The sequence below is a fragment of the Kocuria flava genome, assembly GCF_001482365.1.
Taxonomy (GTDB): Bacteria; Actinomycetota; Actinomycetes; order Actinomycetales; family Micrococcaceae; genus Kocuria; species Kocuria flava.
Window position 1 is genome coordinate 332,018 of sequence record NZ_CP013254.1, and the last position, 18,809, is coordinate 350,826.

Genomic DNA, 18,809 nt, shown 5'->3' on the forward strand with positions numbered 1-18,809 from the left:
GTCCCCGGCCCCCGTCGGTCACGCCGGGCGTCACACTCCGCCACGGGCCGTAGCCCGGCGTCACACGGGCTGGACAGCCCCGGCCGGACGTGGGAGCCGGCCGCTTCCGGGCCCGAGGGAGCTCCCGGGCACGCGGCGGCCCCCGGGTCGCGCCCGGTGCGGGGCGGGACCCGGGGGCCGTGCCGGGAGGAAGGGCGTGCGGGGGGCCGGGGACGACGGCGGGGCGCGTCCCCGGCCCCGCCGCGGACGGGCGGGCGCCTCAGGCGGTGGGGCCGGCGCCGTCCAGGTGCGCGGCGGCGGCCTCGACGTGCTCGGCCTCGACCAGGACGTCGTAGGCCTCGGCCTCGAAGCCCTGGACGCTGCGGAAGTCGCGGCGCCCGCCGGTGGCGGCGTGGCCGATCAGCCCGAAGAGCAGGCCCCACACGGCGCCCAGGGCCACGGCCCACAGGATCACGGCGAGCCAGGAGCCCACGGTGAAGATGCCGAGCAGCAGGCCGATGAACAGCCCGAGCCACGCGCCCGAGGCCGCGCCGTAGAGCGCGGCCCGGCCGTTGGTCATCCGGCCGGTGACCTGCTCGACCGAGCGCAGGCCCGTGCCGACCACGCGCACGTGCTCGACCGGGAACCCGGCGTCGGAGAGGGTGTCGACGATCCGTTGCGCCTCGTCGTAGGTGGGCACGCTGCGCAGGACCCGGTAGTTGCGGGAGGAGGTCGGAGGGATCGGGGAGGGCTGGGTCATGGACGGTCGCTCCTGGTTCTTCGGTCTCGTCGTTCCGCGAGGGCTTGCTCCCGGTGCAACACGGGAGGCCGGGGAGGTGTTCCGGTGCGCACCCCGGGTCCCGGGGTCCGCGCGCCGCCGCGGGGCGGCCTCGGCCCGGGCGCGGCAGCCGCCGTAGACTGCGGAACGGCTCCCGGCGAGCCGTCCGTCCCTCGTCCGCCCGACCGCCCAAGGACCGCCATGGCCTCCTCCCCCTCCGTCTCCGCCGAGACGTCCCCGTCCCGCCCGCCGCGCAACGGCCTGGACCGCTTCTTCAGGATCAGCGAGCGCGGCTCCGACGTGACCAGCGAGGTGCGCGGCGGCGTCGCCACGTTCATCGCCATGAGCTACATCGTGGTGCTCAACCCGCTGATCCTCGGCTACGGCCCCGACGGGGCCGGCAACGTCCTCGGCGGCGAGCGCGTCGCGGCCGTGACCGCCCTCGTCGCCGGCGTGATGACGATCCTCATGGGCCTGGTGGCCCGCTCGCCCTTCGCGATCGCCACCGGTCTGGGGGTCAACGCGTTCCTGGCCGTGACGATCGCGACCACCCCGCAGCTGACCTGGCCGCAGGTCATGGGCCTGGTCGTGTGGGCGGGTCTCATCATGTTCGTGCTGGTGCTCACCGGGTTCCGCACCGCGGTGTTCAATGCCGTGCCGCCGTCGCTGAAGACCTCGATCGTCGTGGGCATCGGGCTGTTCATCGCCCTGATCGGCTTCGTCAACGCCGGGTTCGTGCGCCGCGTGCCGGACGCCGCGGGCACCACCGTGCCCGTGCAGCTGGGCGACGGCGGGACGCTGCTGGGCTGGCCCACGCTCACGTTCGTGGTGGGGCTGCTGCTGACCGTGGCGCTCGTGGTGCGCAACGTGCGCGGGGCGATCCTCATCGCCGTGGTGCTGACCACTGTCCTGGCCCACGTGCTCGAGGCCGTGGTCCCCTCCGGCTCCTCCGTGGACAGCCCCACCGGCTGGTCGCTCGTGGTGCCCGCGACCCCCGAGTCCCTCGTCGCGCTGCCCGACCTCTCGCTCGTGGGCGCGGTGGCCCCGCTCGAGGCCTTCCGCAGCCTCGGGGCCCTGGCGGCGGCGCTGCTGGTGTTCACGATCCTGCTCTCGATCTTCTTCGACGCGATGGGCACCATGGTGGGCCTGTCCCAGCAGGCGGGTCTGGTCGGGCGCAACGGCCAGATCGAGAACGTGGACCGGGTGCTGCTCGTGGACGCCGCGGGCGCGATCGCCGGCGGCGCCGGGTCCGTGTCCTCCAACCAGATCTTCGTGGAGTCCTCCACGGGCATCGCCGACGGCGCCCGCACGGGCCTGGCCAACGTGGTCACCGGCGTGCTGTTCCTGCTGGCCATGTTCGTCACCCCGCTGGTCAACGTGGTGCCCTTCGAGGCCGTGGCCCCGGCGATGGTCGTGGTCGGCTTCCTGATGGCCAAGCAGGTCGTGCGCGTCGAGTGGGACGACTGGGGCCTGGCCGTGCCCTCGTTCCTGACCTTCGCCGTCATGCCGTTCACCTACTCGATCGCGGACGGCATCGGCGCGGGCTTCGTCTCCTACGTGTTCATCCGCATGGTCCAGGGCCGCGCGAAGGAGGTCCACCCGCTGATGTACGTCGTGGCGGCGTCCTTCGTGGTGTTCTTCGGCAAGGGCGTGGTCGAGGGCTGGCTGGCCGCCTGAGCGGCCGGCCCGCCCCGGCGGGGAGGAGGACCGAGGACGTGCTCGACGACGACGCCCGCTGCCCCTGCGGCACCGGGGAGACCTACGGCGCCTGCTGCGGGCGCTTCCACGCCGGGCGCCCGGCGCCGACGGCGGAGCTGCTGATGCGCTCGCGCTTCAGCGCCTTCGCCGCCGGGGACGCCGCGCACCTGCTGGCCACGTGGCACCCGGGCACCCGGCCCGCCGCCCTCGAGCTCGACCCGGGGCGGCGGTGGTACCGGCTGGACGTGCACGGCACCGCGGCCGGCGGCCCGTTCGACGACGAGGGGTGGGTGGACTTCACCGGCCACTGGCGCGGGGCCCCCGGCACGGGTCAGCGCGGCGCGCAGCGGGAGAGCTCCCGGTTCGTGCGCGAGGACGGGCGCTGGTACTACGTGGACGGCGTGCCCGGCTGAGGCGCCCCGTCCAGGACGCAGAACTCGTTGCCCTCGGGGTCGGCGAGCACGGTCCACGGGACGTCCTCGCCCTGGCCGACGTCGACCCGCCGGGCGCCGAGGCCCTCGAGGCGGGCGACCTCGCCCGCCCGGTCCCCGTCCAGGGCCCGCAGGTCCAGGTGCAGCCGGTTCTTCCCCCGGCGCTCCTCCGGCACGAGCACGAGGTCGAGGTGGGGGCCGGTGCGCCCCTCGGCGGGCACGAGGCCGACGTAGCCCTCGGCCTCGCCGTGGACCGTGTAGCCCAGGGCCTCGCTCCAGAAGCGGGCCAGGACCTCGGGGTCGCGGCAGTCGATCACGACGGCGGAGACGGTGCTGGTCATGGGGCCCAGCCTAGGGGCGCGGGCGCCGTCCGGGAAGGCGCCGCAGCAGGGGGCGCCCGCGCTCCAGGACCGGCCAGTACGAGCCCGGCAGCAGCCGCACCACGACGTCGAGCGCGAGGGCGCCGGGGCTGATCAGCAGCCGGGCCCGCCGCCGCTGCACCGCGGCCAGGATCTCGGCCGCCGCGCGCTCCGGCGGGTAGCCCAGCAGGGCGGCGAACTCCGCCAGGTCCCGCCGCGCCCGCTCCGGTGGCACCCCCTCGGGGACGCGGGCTGACGCGGCGATGCGGGTGCGGATCCCGCCGGGGTGGACCACGGTGACGCCCACCCGCCCGGCCAGCTCGTGGCGCAGGGCCTCGGTGAACCCGCGCAGGGCGTACTTGCTCGCGGCGTAGGCGGCCTGCCCGGGCGGGGCCATGAGCCCGAAGAGGCTGGAGACGTTGACCAGGTGCCCGCCGGGGGCGGCGAGCAGCGCGGGCAGCAGCTCGCGGGTGAGCACCACGGGCGCGCGGAAGTTGACGTCCACGAGCCGGTCGAACTCCTCGGCGGGGACCTCCTCGAAGGACCCGACCAGGGCGGTGCCCGCGTTGTTGATCAGCAGGTCGATGCGCGGGTGCTCGGCGCGCACGAGCGCCGCGAGCGCGGGCAGGGCCTCGAGGTCGGCGAGGTCGACGACGGCCGTGTCCACCCGGACCCCGGGGTGGCGGGCGCGCACGGTCGCGGCGACCGCGCTCAGCCCGGCCGCGTCCCGGTCCACGAGCACGAGGGCCGTCCCGCGCGCGGCCAGCCCGTGGGCGAGCTCCTCGCCGATGCCGGAGGCCGCGCCGGTGAGCACGGCGGTCGCGCCGGGGAAGCGGAAGGGGGCGAGCGGGGCCACGGGCAGCTCCTGGGGGCCGGGGACGGCGGACTCCCCCAGTCTGCACGGCACCCCTCCCCCTGCGCACCGGTCCCGCGCCCGGTCCGGCGGCCGGTCCGGCGGCCGGTCCGGCGGCCGGTCCGGCGGCGCCGCCCCGCCGGCGGGACCGGCGGGGCGGCGGAACCGGCGGGGCCTGCGGGGGCGGGCGCTCAGCCGATCAGGGAGAAGAGGATCCCGCTGATCGCCACGATCCCGGCGACCGTCACGAACACGTTGGACAGCCGGCCCCGGTAGGGGGCCAGGGCGGGGATCCGGCGGATCGCGTACATCGGCATGAGGTAGAGGATCGCGGCGATGACGGGCCCGGCCAGGGACTCGATCAGCCCCAGGATGCTGGGGTTGAGCACGGCGGCCAGCCACGTCGTGAGGAAGACGAACACGGCGATGCCCCCGCGCAGCGTGCGCTCGCGCGGCTGCGGGACGCGGGCGGGCAGCAGCCCGCGCACGATGCCCGCCGCGCCCTCGCTCGCGCCGAGGTAGTGGCCGAAGAAGGAGGAGACGATCGCGGCGATCGCCACGGCCGGGCCGAGGTAGCCGATCAGCGGGTTGCCGAGCTCGTTGGCCAGGTGGGAGAGCACGGGGAGGTTCGCCTCGCGGGCCCCGGCCAGGCCGTCGGCGCCCAGGGCCAGCACGCAGGACCAGACGAAGCCCATGGTGAAGACCACGAGCAGGGCGGTGGTCCGGCGCAGGACCCGGGAGGCGGCCTCGGCCGCCCCTGCCCCGTGGGCGCGCTGCATCGCCAGGGAGAACTGGGAGATCGCCGGGGAGTGGTTGAACGCGAAGACCAGCACGGGGATCACGAGCCACACGGACGCCGCGAGGTCCCCGGCGGAGGGCACCGCGGCGAGGTCGCCGACGTGCCAGGACGGGACGAGGTAGAGGGTCACCCCGAGCAGGGCGAGGATGAGCGGGTAGACCAGCCACTGGGTGACCGCGAGCATGATCCGCTGGCCGGCGACCATCACGACCATCATGGCGGCGATGAGCACCCCGGACAGCAGCACGCGCGGCACGGGCGGGAGGCCGAGCTGGTTGACGAGGAGGCTGTCGACGGTGTTGGTGATGCCCACGCCGTAGATCAGCACGATCGGGTAGATCGCGAGGAAGTACAGGACGGTGATCACCCGCCCGGCGCCGTCGCCGAAGTAGTCCCGGGCCACGGCGGTGATGTCCTCGCCCCGGCGCGGGGAGGCGCACACGAACCGGGCCAGCGCGCGGTGGGAGAGGTAGGTCATCGGGCCGATGAGCGCGGTGACGACCAGCAGCGGCCACAGCCCCCCGGCCCCGGCGTTGATCGGCAGGAACAGGATCCCGGCGCCGACGGCGGTGCCGAAGAGGCTGATCGTCCAGGCGGTGTCCACGGCGGCGGGCCGTGGTGCCGCCTCGGGTGCGGCCGCTCCGGGGGCGGCGGCTCCGGGGGCCGGCGGTGCGGCGACGGGGGGTTCTGCGGCGGTGGTGGCGGGGCCGGCGGAGGTCGTCCGCCCGGCAGGAGTGCGCGACATGGTGGTCCTCGCGGTCGGGTGGTGGCGGGTGGTGCGGCCTCCTCCGGGAACGCGCGGACCGGTCGGGTCCCGCACGCCCGGCGCCGGGGCCGCGGTGGGCGGGCCCGGCGCGCACGGTGGGTGACGCCCCGCACACTGTAGCCGACCGCGCGCCCGGTCCCGTCCCCGGTGCGGACCGTCCCGGCGCCGTGCGGTGCGGGCCGCCCGTCTCAGGGGCCGAGCTGGGCGGCGGCGGTGGCCCGGTGCCCGGCCTCCCCGGTGCGCAGCGCGAAGAGGGCGTAGGCCAGGGGCCCGGTGGCCTGCAGGGCCGCGCACCGCTCGGCGAGGCGGGGCTCGTGGCGCCCGGAGCGCTCCTCGTAGCGGCGCACGGTCGCGGCGAAGGCCTCCGGCGGGGCGACGAGGTGCTGGTACATGAGGTCCACCGCGGGGTCGCCCACGGCGGCGGTCGTCCAGTCGAGCACGCCGAGGATCCTGCCCTGCTCGTCGTGCAGCGTGTGGGCGGGGTAGAGCTCCCCGTGGGTGACGACGGCGGTGCGCGGCCACAGCCCGTCGTCGTCGAGCCACGCCCGCCACCGCGCGGTGAGCGCGGGGGCCACGGCGAACTCGTCCAGGACCCGCTCGAGGTCCTCCGCCCACTGCCGGCGCAGCTGCTCGGGGGTCCTCGCGGGCACGCCGGCGGCCGCCGCCTCGGCCGGGTCCAGCCCGTGCAGGGCGGCGACCAGCTCGCCCAGCGACCGGGCGTGCACGGGGGAGGCGGGGTCGAGGTGCCACACCGGCCGGCCGGCGGCGTCGAGGGTCAGCCCGGGGCGGCCGGGCAGCAGCGGGTAGGCGATCAGCTCCGGGGAGACCACCTGCCAGTCGGGCACCCGCACGGGCAGGCGGGGGCGCAGGTGCGCCAGCACGCGCCGCTCCTCGGCCGCCCGGGCGGCCGCGTCCGGGCGGCGGGGGATGCGCAGCACCCACCGCCGGCCGTCGGTCCCGTCGGCGAGGACGACCCGGAAGTCGAGCCCGGCCTCCTCGACGCGCAGCGAGGCGGGGTCGAGGTCGAGGCCGTGACGGGCGGCGAGCGCGAGGAGCGCGCCGGCACCGGGCGCGGCGCTCACGGGCGTTCTGCCGGGCCGCGGCCGCCGGGGGCGGGACCGGCCCCCGGGGCGGGGTCGTGGCGGGACGCGGCGCCGGCGGTGAAGGCGCGCACCCAGGCGCCGTCCTTGTACTGGGCGGGCACGGCGCCGCCGAGCAGCTCGCGGGTCAGCGCCGCGGCCGCGGCCGATCCCTCGGCCGGCAGCGGGGCGTGGGAGGCCGCGAGCACGACGTTGCCGTAGCGGCGGCCCTTGAGCATCGCGGGGTCGGCCACGGCGGCGACGTGGCCGAAGACCTCGGCGAGCGCGGCGAGCTCGGCCCGGGCGCCGGCGAGGTCGCGGGTGTCGCCGCAGTTGAGCAGGTAGAGCCCGCCGGGGGCGAGGACCGTCTCGACGTGCCGGGCGAACTCGACCGTGGTCAGGGGCCGGGGCGTCTCGGCCCCGGCGAACACGTCCCGCACCACGATCTCCCGGGTGCCGGGGGTGAGGGCCTCGACGACCTCGCGGGCCTCCCCCACCCGGATCCGCAGCAGCGGGGCCCGGGGCAGGTCGAACCACCGGCGCACGAGCTCGGCGAGCCGGCCGTCGAGCTCGACGACGACCTGGCGCGCGGTGGGGTGGGCGTGGGCGAACCAGCGGGCCAGGGAGCAGGCGCCGCCGCCGAGGTGCAGCACGCGCAGACGGGCCGGGTCCAGGTGGGCGCGCACGTGGGCCCCGGCCAGGGCGGCGATCCAGCGCATGTACTCGAAGTCGAGCCGCTCGGGGTGCTCGGGGTCCACGTGGGAGGAGGGCACGCCGTTGACGTGCAGCACCCAGGAGCCGGGGGCGTACTCGTCGGGGACGAGCTCGGCGGTGCCGGTGTCGATCGGGTAGGTCCCCGCCGCGGGACCGGCGGCCGGCCCCGCGGCCCGTCCCGCCGCGCGGGAGCGGCGGCTCATGCGGGCCCCTCCCGGAGCATGCGGTGCATCCGCTGCCCGGTCCACGGCCCGCCGGCGGGGAAGGACCCGACGAGGGCGCGGAAGCCGTGCTTGGCGTAGAACGCCTCGGCGCGGGCGTTGCCGTCCATGATCCACAGGTAGGTGGCGGCCGCGTCCGTGACGGCGGCCAGCAGCGCGGCGCCGAGGCCGGTGCCGTGGGTCGCGGCGAGCGTGTAGAGCAGGAACAGCTGCCGGCCGGCCGGCGGCGGGGGAACCCCGGCCCGGGCCTCCCACGCCGCGGGGGCGGGCCCGGCGGCGGCGAGGCCGACGGGCGCCCCGTCGTCGTCGACGGCGAGCGCCGCGCGCACGCGCGCGTCGGCGAGCAGGGCGCGGTCGTGGCCGGCGGTGCGCGCGGCCTCGGCCAGCTGCCGGTCGGCGAAGGCGTCGCCGAACAGGGGTCGGTAGGTCTCCTCGAGGCAGCGCAGGTGCAGCGCGGACCAGGCGGCGGCGTCGCCGGTGCCGGCGGGACGGATCCGCGCCGCGGTGCGGGGTGCGGTCAGGACTCGATCGCCTGCCGCTGGATCGCGGCCTCGAGCCGCTCGACCTTGCCCTCGAGCTCGCCGGAGCGGCCCGGGCGGATGTCGGCCTTGAGCACGAGGGACACGCGCGGGCCGTAGGCGCCCACGGCCTCGGTGGCCCGGCGCACGACGTCCATCACCTCGTCCCACTCGCCCTCGATCGTGGTGAACATGGCGTCGGTGCGGTTCGGCAGTCCGGACGCGCGGACCACGCGCACGGCGGCGGCGACGGCGTCGTGCACGGACCCGGACTCGTCCGAGCCGCCCGACGGGGAGACGGAGAAGGCAACCAGCATGGGCCCATCCTCCCACCCGGACCGGCCGCGGTGAAGCCCGCCGCGGGCGCGGGCGCCCCCGTGACGGCGCACGGCCCCGCCGGCTCCTCCCGGGAGCCGGCGGGCGGGGCCGGCCCGTCACCTGTCGGCGAGCTGCTCCAGGACGGCGTCCTTGGACGGGTCCTTCGCGCCCTGGTTCCAGGGCATCTTCGAGAGCACGTTGGCCATCGCGCAGGTGTTCGACAGCGCCGACCAGGCGAGCCCGGCGCCGACGCCGCCGGAGACCAGGCGCAGCTTCGGGGAGACGAGCGTGCCGCCCAGGGTGCCGAGCACCACGAGGGAGCCGGCGACCATGCGCACCTGGCGGTCCATGGCCCAGGTCGAGGAGCCGCGCACGACCGCGCCGCCGGCCTTCTCGAAGTCGTCGACGGTGCCGTCGACGACGTAGGCGTTGTCGGTGCCCGCGGCGGAGAGGCTCTCCTGGGCGCGGGAGGCCCGGGCGCCGGAGCGGCAGATCAGCGCGACCTTGCCGCCGAGGGCGGCGGCGATGTCCTGCGCGTGGTCGGCGACCAGGTCGACGGGGACGTGGTAGGCGCCGTCGATGTGCTCGGCGGCGAACTCGGCGGCGGAGCGCACGTCGAGGACGGCGACCTCCTCACCGGAGTCGATCCAGGACTTCAGCTCGGCGGGCGAGACCTTCGAGGTCATAGGGTGTTTCCTTCCGGACGTCGGTGGGTGTGCCACCAGTGTGCACCATACCCCCTAGGGTATGCAAGATCCCCTAGGGGGTATATGATGGACACCGATCCACCCCGCACCCAGGAGCACGCCATGCAACTCGATCCCCAGGACCTCACCCCCACCCTCAACCGCCTCAAGCGCGCGCAGGGCCAGCTCGGGGCCGTCATCCGCATGCTCGAGGAAGGCCGCGAGTGCAAGGAGGTCGTCACCCAGCTCTCGGCGGTCTCCCGCGCCCTGGACAAGGCCGGCTTCTCGATCATCGCCACCGGCCTGGACCAGTGCCTGCGCTCGGAGGACCCGAGCCTGGACAAGGCCGAGCTGGAGAAGATGTTCCTCTCCCTCGCCTGAGGGGCCCCGCCCGGGCCGTCCGCCCGGGTTCCTCCACCGGGCGCTGCGCCCGGGCGCACTCCGGGGCCGCGGCCGGGCCCACCCCTAGACTGGGGCCACCAGCCCGCCCGCGGCCCCGGAGGACGCCCCGTCATGACCCAAGGCATCTACGTCAGCGCGATGACCCCCCAGTCCGGCAAGTCGCTGGTCGTGCTGGGCCTGGCCGACTCGCTGTTCCGCAAGACCGACCGGCTGGGCTACTTCCGGCCCGTCCACCTCGGGGCGACCCCGGCCGAGGACCCGATGGTCCAGCTGATGAAGCGCAGCTTCGGGCTGACCGACGAGCGCTGCCGGGGCGGCTTCTCCCTGGCCCGCACCCGCGAGCTGCTGGCCGCCGGCGACCACGACGAGCTCGACGCGATGGCGGTGAGCGTCTACGCCGAGATGGCCCCGCACTGCGACGTGGTCGTGGTCGACGGCACCGACCTGCTCGCCCACAACGCCGCCACGGCGGAGTTCGACATGAACGCGCGGATGGCCAACAACCTGGGCGCCTCCGTGCTCGCCGTGGTCGGCGCGGACGAGGCCGAGTCCCGGGCGGACGTGCTCAACGCCGTCGAGGTCACCCGGGCGGAGCTCTACCAGGCCCGGTGCGACATCTTCGCCGTGATCGTCAACCGCACCCGCCCCGAGTGGGCCGAGGAGATCGCCGCGCGGGCGGCCCGGGGCGTGCGCGGGCTGCCCGTCTATGCGATCCCGGAGAACCCGGCGGTCGCGGCCCCCACGGTCGCGGAGCTGCGGGACCGGCACGGCTTCGGCACGGGCCCCGCCGAGGTCTCGATGGACCGCGACGTCAAGGGCGTGAAGGTCGCCGCGATGACGGTCGGGCACTACCTCGACCAGCTGGCCGACGGCGACTTCGTGATCACCCCCGGCGACCGCGCCGACATCGTCGTCGCCTCCCTCGCCTCCGCCCTCTCCCCCGCCCTGCCGGTGCCCTCCGGGATGCTGCTCACGGGCGGGTTCAGCACCGAGGGCCGGATCCAGGACCTCACCGCGGCGGCGCCGTTCCCGGTGCTCACCACGCCGCTGGACACCTACTCCGCGGCCCGCACCGTCTCCCGCACCCGGGGCACGCTCTCGGGCGCCCACCCGCGCAAGGTCGCCGCCGCGCTCGGCGAGTGGGCCCGCCGCGTGGACGGCCAGGAGCTGGTCAGCCGCCTCGACCTGCCCCGCCCGGCCCGGCGGACCCCGCTGCGCTTCCTGCACGAGCTGGTCGAGACCGCGCGGGCGGACCGGAAGAACATCGTGCTGCCCGAGGGCGAGGACCCCCGCATCCTGCGCGCCGCCGAGATGATCCACCGCCGCAACTTCTGCGACCTGACGATCCTGGGCGACCCCGGCCGCATCGCGCAGCTGTGCCAGACGGAGGGCATCGCCCTCGACTTCGCCGAGGAGGGCCTCGACCTCGTCGACTTCGAGCGGGACGAGCGGCTGCGCCACCGCTACGCCGACGAGTACGTGCGCCTGCGCGCCCACAAGGGCGTCACGAAGGAGACCGCCCTCGAGCGGATGCTCGACGGCTCCTACTTCGGCACGATGATGGTGCAGACCGGGGACGTGGACGGCATGGTCTCGGGCGCGGCCCACACCACGGCCAACACCATCCGCCCGGCCCTGGAGTTCGTGAAGACCGCCGAGGGCGTGCGCACCGTCTCCTCGGTGTTCTTCATGCTCCTCGAGGACCGGGTGCTCGTCTACGGCGACTGCGCCGTGATCCCCAACCCGGACGCGCACCAGCTCGCCGACATCGCGCTCGCCTCGGCGCGCACCGCCCGCCAGTTCGGGGTCGAGCCGAAGGTCGCGATGCTCTCCTACTCCACCGGCGGCTCCGGCTCCGGGGCGGACGTCGAGACGGTGCGGGAGGCCACCCGGCTCGTGCGGGGGATGCGCCCGGACTTCGAGGTCGAGGGCCCCATCCAGTACGACGCCGCGGTGGACGCCTCGATCGCCGCCTCCAAGCTGCCGGGCTCGGCCGTGGCCGGGCAGGCGACCGTGTTCGTCTTCCCCGACCTGAACACCGGCAACAACACCTACAAGGCGGTCCAGCAGTCCGCCGGCGCGGTGGCCGTGGGCCCGGTGCTCCAGGGGCTGCGCAAGCCGGTCAACGACCTCTCGCGCGGCTGCACCGTGGACGACATCGTCAACACGGTCGCGATCACCGCGATCCAGGCCCAGAGCGCCTGAGCCCGCCCCACCGACCCAGGGAGTTCCCGCCATGCTCGTGCTCGTCGTCAACTGCGGCTCGTCCTCGCTGAAGTACCAGGTCCGGGAGGTCGCGGCCGGCACGGACGGCGGTACCGTGCTCACCTCCGGGCTGGTGGAGAACATCGGCGGCCCGCAGGTGCGCGACCACACCGAGGCCCTCGAGCTGCTCGCCCGGCGCCTCGACGAGGAGCTGGGCGGGCGCACGGTCGACGCCGCCGGGCACCGCGTGGTGCACGGCGGGGAGCGCTTCTCCGCGCCCGTGCTCGTCACCCACGAGATCGTGCGGGAGATCGAGCGGCTGGCCCCGCTGGCCCCGCTGCACAACCCGGCCGCCGTGCTGGGCCTGCGCGCCGTGCTGCGCACGTGGCCGCACCTGCCGCAGGTCGCGGTCTTCGACACCGCGTTCCACCGCAGCATGCCCGAGCACGTGTGGCGCTACGCGGTGCCGGAGGAGTTCTACGAGCGCTGGGGGATCCGCCGCTACGGCTTCCACGGCACCTCCCACGACTGGGTCACCGGGCGGGCCGCGCAGTTCCTGGGCGTGCCGCGGGAGGACTTCCACGCCGTGGTCGCCCACCTGGGCAACGGCGCCTCGGTCACCGCCGTGCGCGGCGGGCGCTCCTACGACACCTCGATGGGCTACACCCCGCTGGCCGGGCTCGTGATGGGCACCCGCACCGGCGACCTCGACCCCTCCGTGGTCACCTCCGTGCTGCGCCGGGACCCGTCGATGACCCCCGAGGCCCTCGACGGGCTGCTCAACACGGCCTCCGGGCTCAGGGCCATCGCCGGCCACCACGACATGCGCACGGTCCAGGAGGCCGCCGACCGCGGGGACGAGCGCGCCGAGCTGGCGCTCGAGATGGCCGCCCACCGGCTGGCGAAGTACGTGGGCGGCTACCACGTGGCCGTCGGCGGGGCCCGGGCGCTCGTGTTCACCGCCGGGATCGGCGAGAACGCCGCGGCGTTCCGGGCCCGGGTCTGCGGGCGGCTGGGCGCCCTCGGCGTCGTGCTCGACGACGACGCCAACGCGGCCCGCTCCCGCGGGACCCGGCGGATCTCGGCCCCCGGCTCCGGGCTCGAGGTGCTCGTGGTGCCCACCGACGAGGAGCAGGCCATCGCCGCCGCGACCGCCGAGCTGGTCGCCGGGACCGCGGCGGGCTGAGCTCCCCCGCCGCTGGTGGGTGGGGCTCCGCCCGCCCGTCGCACCGGGGCGCTGGCGCACCGATGATAAGTATGCTGAAGTAAGGTGCATGGACGTCTCCGGATTCAAGACCCTGTTCGGCGAGAGCGTGCGCACCTGGATGGACTGGGACGCCGTCGGCGAGGACAACGCCTCCGTGGAGGACCGCGTGATCACCGAGCGCGAGGACGTGGGCGAGCTCTGGACGGTGTGGCACGTGGACCCCGAGGGCAACCCCGGCGAGTGGTCGGAGCCGCAGAACAAGCCCCTGCAGGTCTGCGAGGCCGCCGTGCACGACTGGCCCGAGGACCGCCGGGCGAAGATCGAGCGCATGCGCGAGCAGTTCACCGACGAGAAGGACGAGCCGGTCGTGATGGCCCTGCCGGCCTACCGGGCCGGCGACGAGTTCATCGTCCTGGACTCCAACCACCGGCTGATCGCCGCCTATCTCGCCGAGGTCCCGCTGCGCATCCTTGCCGTGGTCCTCGACGGGCCGCTCTCCGCCCGGGTCCTCCCCGGGCTGCGGCACTTCCAGGACCAGGACCCGCACGCCGGGCGCGGGCACTGAGCGGGCCCCGGGCCTGCCCCGCGCCTTGACGGGCCCTCCGCCCGGGTGTCTGCTGGGTCCGGGACCGCACGACCGTGCGCCGACCCCGACGGAGTTCAGGAGCACCGCGATGACCAACCTCGAGGCCCGCCCGCAGGAGATCGTGTGCACCGAGGCCCTCGGCGCCGGGGCGGCCCTGCTGGCCCCGCGCGACGTGCCCCTGGGCGGGCCGCGGGCGATGACCGTGCGACGGACCCTGCCTCAGCGGGAGCGGTCGCTGATCGGCGCCTGGTGCTTCGTCGACCACTACGGGCCCGACCCCGTGGCCGACTCGGGGGGCATGCGCGTGGCCCGCCACCCGCACACGGGCCTGGCCACGGTGAGCCTGCTGTTCACCGGCGGGATCTCCCACCTCGACTCCGCGGGCCACGCCGCGGAGGTGCGCCCCGGGGAGGTCAACCTCATGATCGCCGGGCGCGGGATCTCCCACCAGGAGTTCTCCACCCCCGACACCGACCTCCTCCACGGGGTGCAGCTGTGGTACGCCCTGCCCGAGGCGACCCGGCACCTGCCGCCCGGCTTCGAGCACCACACCCCCGAGCCGGTGACCCTGGACGGGGCCGTGCTGCGGGTGTTCATCGGCGCGCTGGCCGGGTCCGTCTCCCCGGTGGTCACGCACACCCCGCCCCTGCTCGCCGCCCAGCTCGACCTGCGGCCCGGCGCCCGGCTGGTCCTGGACCTGGACCCGGCCTGCGAGCACGGGATCCTGCTCGACGCGGGACGGCTGAGCCTCGAGGGCGCACCGGTGCCGGGCGACCACCTCGCCTACCTGCCGCCCGGGTACGGGTCCGTGGTGCTCGAGGCCGGCGAGGAACCGGTGCGGGCCCTGCTGATCGGCGGGGAGCCGCTGGGCGAGCAGATCGTCATGTGGTGGAACTTCATCGGCCGCACCCACGAGGAGGTCGCCTCCTACCGGGCGGCCTGGCAGGCCGAGATCGGTGCCGAGCCCGCCGGACCCCCGCCCGGCGGCAGCTGCGACGACGGCGCGCCCCACCCCCGCTTCGGGCCCTACCCGGACGGGCAGCCCGCCCCGCTGCCGGCCCCGGCCCTGCCGGGCGTCCAGCTGCGCCCGCGCGGCTGAGCCCCGCGGGACGGGTCCTCCCGGCGCGCCTCAGCCGGTGTTGCGCAGGCCCGCGGCGATGCCGTTGATGGTGATGAGCATCGCCCGCTGCAGCTGCTCGTCCGGCTCGCCGCCGGCCTCCCGGAGCCGGCGCAGCAGCTCGACCTGCAGGTGGGAGATCGGGTCGAGGTACTGGTCGCGCACCGCGAGGGTCTGCTGCAGGACCGGGTTGTCGTCCAGCGGCTCGGCCTGGCCGGTGAGCCGGGCGAGCTCCTCGCAGGTCAGGGCGAACTCCGCCCGGACGGTGTCGAAGACGTGGTGCAGCCGCTCGGGCACGAGCGCGGAGACGTACTGGGCGGCGATCCCGAGGTCCGTCTTGGCCACGGTCATCTCCACGTTGGAGACCAGTGAGGCGAAGAAGTGCCAGCGCTCGAGCATCGCCGCGAGGTCCTGTGCCATCCCGGCCTCCCGGGCGGCGCGCAGCCCGGAGCCCACGCCGAACCAGCCGGGGACGATCTGGCGCGACTGGGTCCAGCCGAAGACCCACGGGATGGCGCGCAGCCCCTCGATCCCCGCGTCCGACGACGGGCGCTTCGAGGGCCGGGAACCGATGTTCAGCGCCCCCAGCTGCTCCACGGGGGTCGCGGTCACGAAGTACTCGGGCAGGTCGGGGTCCTCGATCAGCCCGCGGTAGGCGGCGAAGGCGGCGTCGCTGACCACGTCCATCACCTGCCCCCACCGCTCGAGCTCGGCCTCGGAGGAGCGCGGGCCCTGGTGCAGGGCGGTCGCGCGCAGCACGGCGGCCAGGGACAGCTCGAGGTTCTCCCGGGCCAGGGCCGGCAGGGAGTACTTGTCGCTGATCACCTCGCCCTGCTCGGTGAAGCGGATCTCACCGTCGAGCACTCCGCCGGGCTGGGCGAGGATCGCGTCGTGGGTGGGGCCGCCGCCGCGGCCCACGGACCCGCCGCGGCCGTGGAAGAGCCGCAGCCGCACCCCGTGCCGGGCGGCGACGTCGCGCAGCCGGCGCTCGGTGCGGTGGATCTCCCACCGGCTGGTCATCACCCCGGACTCCTTGTTGGAGTCGGAGTAGCCGAGCATGACCTCCTGCAGGTCCCCGCGGGCGCGCACGACCTCACGGTAGGCGGGGTCGGAGAGCAGCTCGTCGATCACCTCGGCCGAGCGGCGCAGCTCGTGGACGGTCTCCAGCAGCGGGGCGAAGCCCAGGCCCGCCCGGGGCCGCTCCCCCGTGAGGTCCACGAGCCCGGCCTCGCGGGCGAGGACCACGGGGGCGAGGATGTCGTCCGCGCCGCGGGTCATCGACACGATGTAGGTCTCCACGGCCTCCTCGCCGTAGACCGCCTGGGCCCGGCCGATCTCGCGGAAGACGGCGAAGGTGCGGTCCGCGTCCCCCTCGAGCTGCACCGTCCCGGTGGCCAGTCCCGGCGGGGCCAGCGGCCGGCGCCCGGCCAGCTCGGCGGCCAGCACCCGGGTGCGGCCGGCGCGGTCCAGCTGCGCGTAGGGCCGGTCGTGCTCGCCGAGGCGGTCCAGCAGCTGCCCGACGGCCTCGTGGTGGGCGTCGGCGTGCTCGCGCACGTCGAGGGAGGCCAGGACCAGCCCCGATCCGGCGATCGTGCGCGCGGCCGCCGCGAGCGCCCCGCCGGCCGCCCGCTCGCCCGCGTGCGCGCGCAGGGACCGGGCGACCACGTCGAGGTCGGCGAGCAGCTGCCCGGTGCTGCGGTAGTCGCGGCCGGGCTCGTGGGCGGTCTCCTCCGCGAAGCGGCGGCGGGTGTTGAGCAGCTTGGCCTTGATGCAGGTGAGCTTGAGCCGGTAGGGCTCCTGGGCGTTGAGCTCGAGCACGCGGGCGTCCAGGCCCGGCAGGTGGGCAACGTCCTCGGCCACGGAGTCCAGCAGCTCCTGCTCCACGGCCACGATCGCGGTCGAGGAGGACAGCCGGGAGACGAGCAGCTCGAGGAAGCCCAGGGCGGTGTCGACGGCGGCCTGGCCCTGCAGGCGGAGCACCTCGCGGGTGATGGCCGGGGTGACGTTGGGGTTGCCGTCGCGGTCGCCGCCGATCCAGGAGCCGAAGCGCAGCGGCGGTCCCGCGGGCAGGGCCACCTCGTGCTCCCCGAGCAGGTCCTCGAGGTCGGCCAGCAGCCCCGGCACCGTCCCGGAGAGCACCTCCCGCAGGTAGTACAGGGCGTTGCGGGCCTCGTCGAGCGGGGTGGGCCGGGACCGGCGCAGCTCGTCGGTCTGCCACAGCAGCTCGACGAGCTCCGCGAGGCGCCGGTCCTGGCGGCGGCGGGCCGCGGTGCCCTCGGCGGTGTCCTCGGCCAGCAGGTCGGAGAGGTGGCGGATCTTCGTGAGCACCGACCGGCGGGAGGCCTCGGTGGGGTGGGCGGTGAACACCGGGCGCACGTCGAGGCGCTCCACGGCGGTGCGCAGCCCGTCCGGGCCGGCCTCCCCGGCGACGTCGGCCACGGCCGCGGCCAGCCACGCCTGCGCCTCGGGGCGGGCGCCGAGCAGCCGCACCCGGTGGACCTGCTCGGCCGCGTTGGCCAGGTGGAAGTAGTGGGCGAAGGCCCGCACGAGGTCGGTCGCCCGCTCCAGCGGGAGGGAGCCCAGCAGCTCGCGGGCGCGGCGGGCGGCGTCGTCGTCGCCGGAGGCCTTGGCCTCCTTGGTGAGCCCGCGCACCTGCTCGACGAGCTCGAGCAGCTCGGGCCCGCGCTGGCGCACCAGGGTCTCCCCCAGCAGCGTGGTGATCCGCCGGACGTCGGCGCGCAGCGGGGCGTCGATGCGGTGGGGGACGGGACGGTCGTGCTCGGTCATGGGCGGGCGCTCCTGCCTGCTCGGTCGGGCCGGTTCCGGGCACGACCGCCGGGCGGACGCGCCGTCGGTGTCCTGGCTCACCCTACCGGCCCGCCCCGGCTCGCTCCCAGGCCCGGCGTGGCCGGGCGCGCCGGGCGGGGCCCGCGACCCGTACCACCGGGCGGGCGGGCGCGGTAGGTTCGGCGCAGGAGGTGTGCGCGATGACCCACCACCCGGGCCGCGTCCCCGGCGGGACGCCGGGCGGACCCCGCGGCGGGGCGCCCGTGCCGGCCGCGCTGCGGCCGCTGCTGCGCCTGACCCTCGTGTCCATGGCCGTCACCGTGCTCACCGGGGTGGTCGAGGCCTGGACGGGCCCGGGGCCCGTGCCCGGTCCCCTGCCGGGGGCCGGGATCGCCGGCCCGACGACACCGCTGGGGCTGGCCGTGCTCGCCTACGGGCTGCTGCTGACGGCGGCGCTCTACGCCCTGGTGTACCTCCCGCTGCGCGAGCGGCGGCAGTGGGGGTGGGTGCTGGGGATCGTCCTGTGCGCGCTGGCGGTCCTGGGCGACGTCGTGGACCTGCTCGTCCACCTGCTCTCGGGGCGCCTGCTGCCGGGGCTGCTGACGCTGGCGCTCGTGGGCGTCAACACCGTGTGGCTGGTGGTCGCCGGCCGCCCCGCGGTGCGCGCGGTGCTGCGCTGAGCGCTGTCCGGGTCAGGCCCCGGCGGTGAGCGGCGGGGCCGCGGACCAGGGGAAGACGATCCACTCGTCGGTGGCCCGCCACACGAAGTCGGGCTCGACCACCGAGCGCGGCTTGGCGTAGATCACCGCGGAGCGCGCCTCGGCGCCGAAGCCGCGCAGCAGCTCGAGCACCAGGGCGAGGGTGCGCCCGGAGTCGGCGACGTCGTCGACCACGAGCAGCTTCCGGCCCGCGATCGACTCGGTGTCCAGCATGGGGGCCAGCAGCACCGGGTCGGGCAGGGTCTGGTGGACGTCGGTGTAGAACTCCACGTTGATCGCGTCCGAGAGCTTCACGCCCATCGCGTAGGACAGCGCCCCGGCCGGCAGGAGGCCGCCGCGGGCGACCGCGATGATGATGTCCGGCACGAAGCCGCTGTCCACCACCGTGCGGGCCAGCTCCTGGGTCGCCTCCCCGAAGCCCGCCCAGGTCAGGACCTCCTTGCCCTCGAGCTCCGCTGCGTCCGCGTGATAAGCCATGGCGCACACGCTACCCGAGCGGCGCCCCGGCCCCGTGCGCCCGGCCGGGGTGCGTCCGGCGGGCCGGCCGCTCTGCCGTCCGCGCAGGTCATCAGTATGCTGGGCGAAAC

General features: G+C 75.8%; 19 protein-coding genes. 8 read left to right on the top strand and 11 right to left on the bottom strand.

Annotated elements, in window-relative coordinates; genetic code table 11:
• Positions 1 to 259: 259 nt before the first annotated feature.
• The gene (locus AS188_RS01535; RefSeq protein WP_058857359.1) at positions 260 to 739 is read right to left on the bottom strand and encodes a YflT domain-containing protein; all 480 of its coding nucleotides are present in this window, start codon (positions 737 to 739) and stop codon (positions 260 to 262) included.
• A gap of 219 nt (positions 740 to 958) precedes the next feature.
• On the opposite strand from AS188_RS01535, the gene AS188_RS01540 reads away from it, so the two are divergent.
• Positions 959 to 2,434, top strand: coding sequence for an NCS2 family permease (locus tag AS188_RS01540; RefSeq protein WP_058857360.1), 1,476 nt, complete (start codon positions 959 to 961; stop codon positions 2,432 to 2,434).
• A gap of 38 nt (positions 2,435 to 2,472) precedes the next feature.
• A complete protein-coding gene (locus AS188_RS01545; protein WP_058857361.1) occupies positions 2,473 to 2,868 on the top strand; it encodes a YchJ family protein in 396 nt (131 codons plus the stop codon).
• Here the strand turns inward: AS188_RS01545 and AS188_RS01550 are convergent.
• From AS188_RS01550 to AS188_RS01585, 8 genes are all read right to left on the bottom strand, one after another.
• Positions 2,844 to 3,227: a VOC family protein gene (locus AS188_RS01550; protein WP_058857362.1), complete on the bottom strand. Its 384-nt coding sequence runs from the start codon at positions 3,225 to 3,227 to the stop codon at positions 2,844 to 2,846. The two genes, AS188_RS01545 and AS188_RS01550, sit on opposite strands and share 25 nt — an antisense overlap.
• Before the next feature lie 10 nt (positions 3,228 to 3,237).
• The gene (locus AS188_RS01555; RefSeq protein ID WP_058857363.1) at positions 3,238 to 4,101 is read right to left on the bottom strand and encodes an SDR family NAD(P)-dependent oxidoreductase; all 864 of its coding nucleotides are present in this window, start codon (positions 4,099 to 4,101) and stop codon (positions 3,238 to 3,240) included.
• Between the two features lie 188 nt (positions 4,102 to 4,289).
• Positions 4,290 to 5,642 (bottom strand): SLC5/6 family protein, encoded by a 1,353-nt coding sequence (locus AS188_RS01560; protein WP_058857364.1) that lies wholly within the window; start codon positions 5,640 to 5,642, stop codon positions 4,290 to 4,292.
• Positions 5,643 to 5,851: 209 nt separating this feature from the next.
• Positions 5,852 to 6,745 (bottom strand): macrolide 2'-phosphotransferase, encoded by an 894-nt coding sequence (locus tag AS188_RS01565; RefSeq protein WP_058857365.1) that lies wholly within the window; start codon positions 6,743 to 6,745, stop codon positions 5,852 to 5,854.
• On the bottom strand, positions 6,742 to 7,659 hold the full coding sequence (locus AS188_RS01570) for a spermidine synthase (RefSeq protein ID WP_058857366.1): 918 nt from the start codon (positions 7,657 to 7,659) through the stop codon (positions 6,742 to 6,744). The genes AS188_RS01565 and AS188_RS01570 overlap by 4 nt, the downstream gene beginning before the upstream one ends.
• Positions 7,656 to 8,006 (bottom strand): GNAT family N-acetyltransferase, encoded by a 351-nt coding sequence (locus tag AS188_RS17070; RefSeq protein WP_058857367.1) that lies wholly within the window; start codon positions 8,004 to 8,006, stop codon positions 7,656 to 7,658. Before AS188_RS17070 ends, AS188_RS01570 begins: the two co-directional genes overlap by 4 nt.
• 188 nt (positions 8,007 to 8,194) lie before the next feature.
• A complete protein-coding gene (locus tag AS188_RS01580; RefSeq protein WP_058857368.1) occupies positions 8,195 to 8,512 on the bottom strand; it encodes a thiamine-binding protein in 318 nt (105 codons plus the stop codon).
• Positions 8,513 to 8,629: 117 nt separating this feature from the next.
• Complete coding sequence (locus tag AS188_RS01585) at positions 8,630 to 9,199, bottom strand: rhodanese-like domain-containing protein (RefSeq protein WP_058857369.1); 570 nt, start codon at positions 9,197 to 9,199, stop codon at positions 8,630 to 8,632.
• A gap of 123 nt (positions 9,200 to 9,322) precedes the next feature.
• Between AS188_RS01585 and AS188_RS01590 the strand changes: the two genes are divergently transcribed.
• The 5 genes from AS188_RS01590 (at position 9,323) to AS188_RS01610 (ending at position 14,698) form a co-directional block, all read left to right on the top strand.
• Positions 9,323 to 9,580: a metal-sensitive transcriptional regulator gene (locus AS188_RS01590; protein WP_058857370.1), complete on the top strand. Its 258-nt coding sequence runs from the start codon at positions 9,323 to 9,325 to the stop codon at positions 9,578 to 9,580.
• Between the two features lie 132 nt (positions 9,581 to 9,712).
• Positions 9,713 to 11,806 (top strand): phosphate acetyltransferase, encoded by a 2,094-nt coding sequence (gene pta / locus AS188_RS01595; protein WP_058857371.1) that lies wholly within the window; start codon positions 9,713 to 9,715, stop codon positions 11,804 to 11,806.
• 31 nt (positions 11,807 to 11,837) lie between these two features.
• Positions 11,838 to 12,992, top strand: a complete 1,155-nt coding sequence (locus AS188_RS01600; protein WP_058857372.1) for an acetate/propionate family kinase — start codon at positions 11,838 to 11,840, stop codon at positions 12,990 to 12,992.
• Positions 12,993 to 13,080: 88 nt separating this feature from the next.
• Entirely contained in the window at positions 13,081 to 13,578 is a 498-nt protein-coding gene (locus AS188_RS01605; RefSeq protein ID WP_058857373.1) for a hypothetical protein, read from the top strand.
• Positions 13,579 to 13,687: 109 nt separating this feature from the next.
• Entirely contained in the window at positions 13,688 to 14,698 is a 1,011-nt protein-coding gene (locus tag AS188_RS01610) for a pirin family protein (protein ID WP_058857374.1), read from the top strand.
• Positions 14,699 to 14,728: 30 nt separating this feature from the next.
• Here the strand turns inward: AS188_RS01610 and ppc are convergent, their stop codons facing one another.
• Positions 14,729 to 17,503: a phosphoenolpyruvate carboxylase gene (gene ppc / locus AS188_RS01615; RefSeq protein WP_058857375.1), complete on the bottom strand. Its 2,775-nt coding sequence runs from the start codon at positions 17,501 to 17,503 to the stop codon at positions 14,729 to 14,731.
• A 200-nt stretch (positions 17,504 to 17,703) separates the two neighbouring features.
• On the opposite strand from ppc, the gene AS188_RS01620 reads away from it, so the two are divergent.
• Positions 17,704 to 18,183 carry a hypothetical protein gene (locus AS188_RS01620; RefSeq protein WP_058857376.1) on the top strand — a complete coding sequence of 160 codons (480 nt, stop codon included), beginning with the start codon at positions 17,704 to 17,706 and terminating at the stop codon, positions 18,181 to 18,183.
• 12 nt (positions 18,184 to 18,195) lie between these two features.
• Here the strand turns inward: AS188_RS01620 and AS188_RS01625 are convergent, their stop codons facing one another.
• Positions 18,196 to 18,699 (bottom strand): phosphoribosyltransferase, encoded by a 504-nt coding sequence (locus tag AS188_RS01625; RefSeq protein ID WP_058857377.1) that lies wholly within the window; start codon positions 18,697 to 18,699, stop codon positions 18,196 to 18,198.
• Positions 18,700 to 18,809 lie beyond the last annotated feature (110 nt).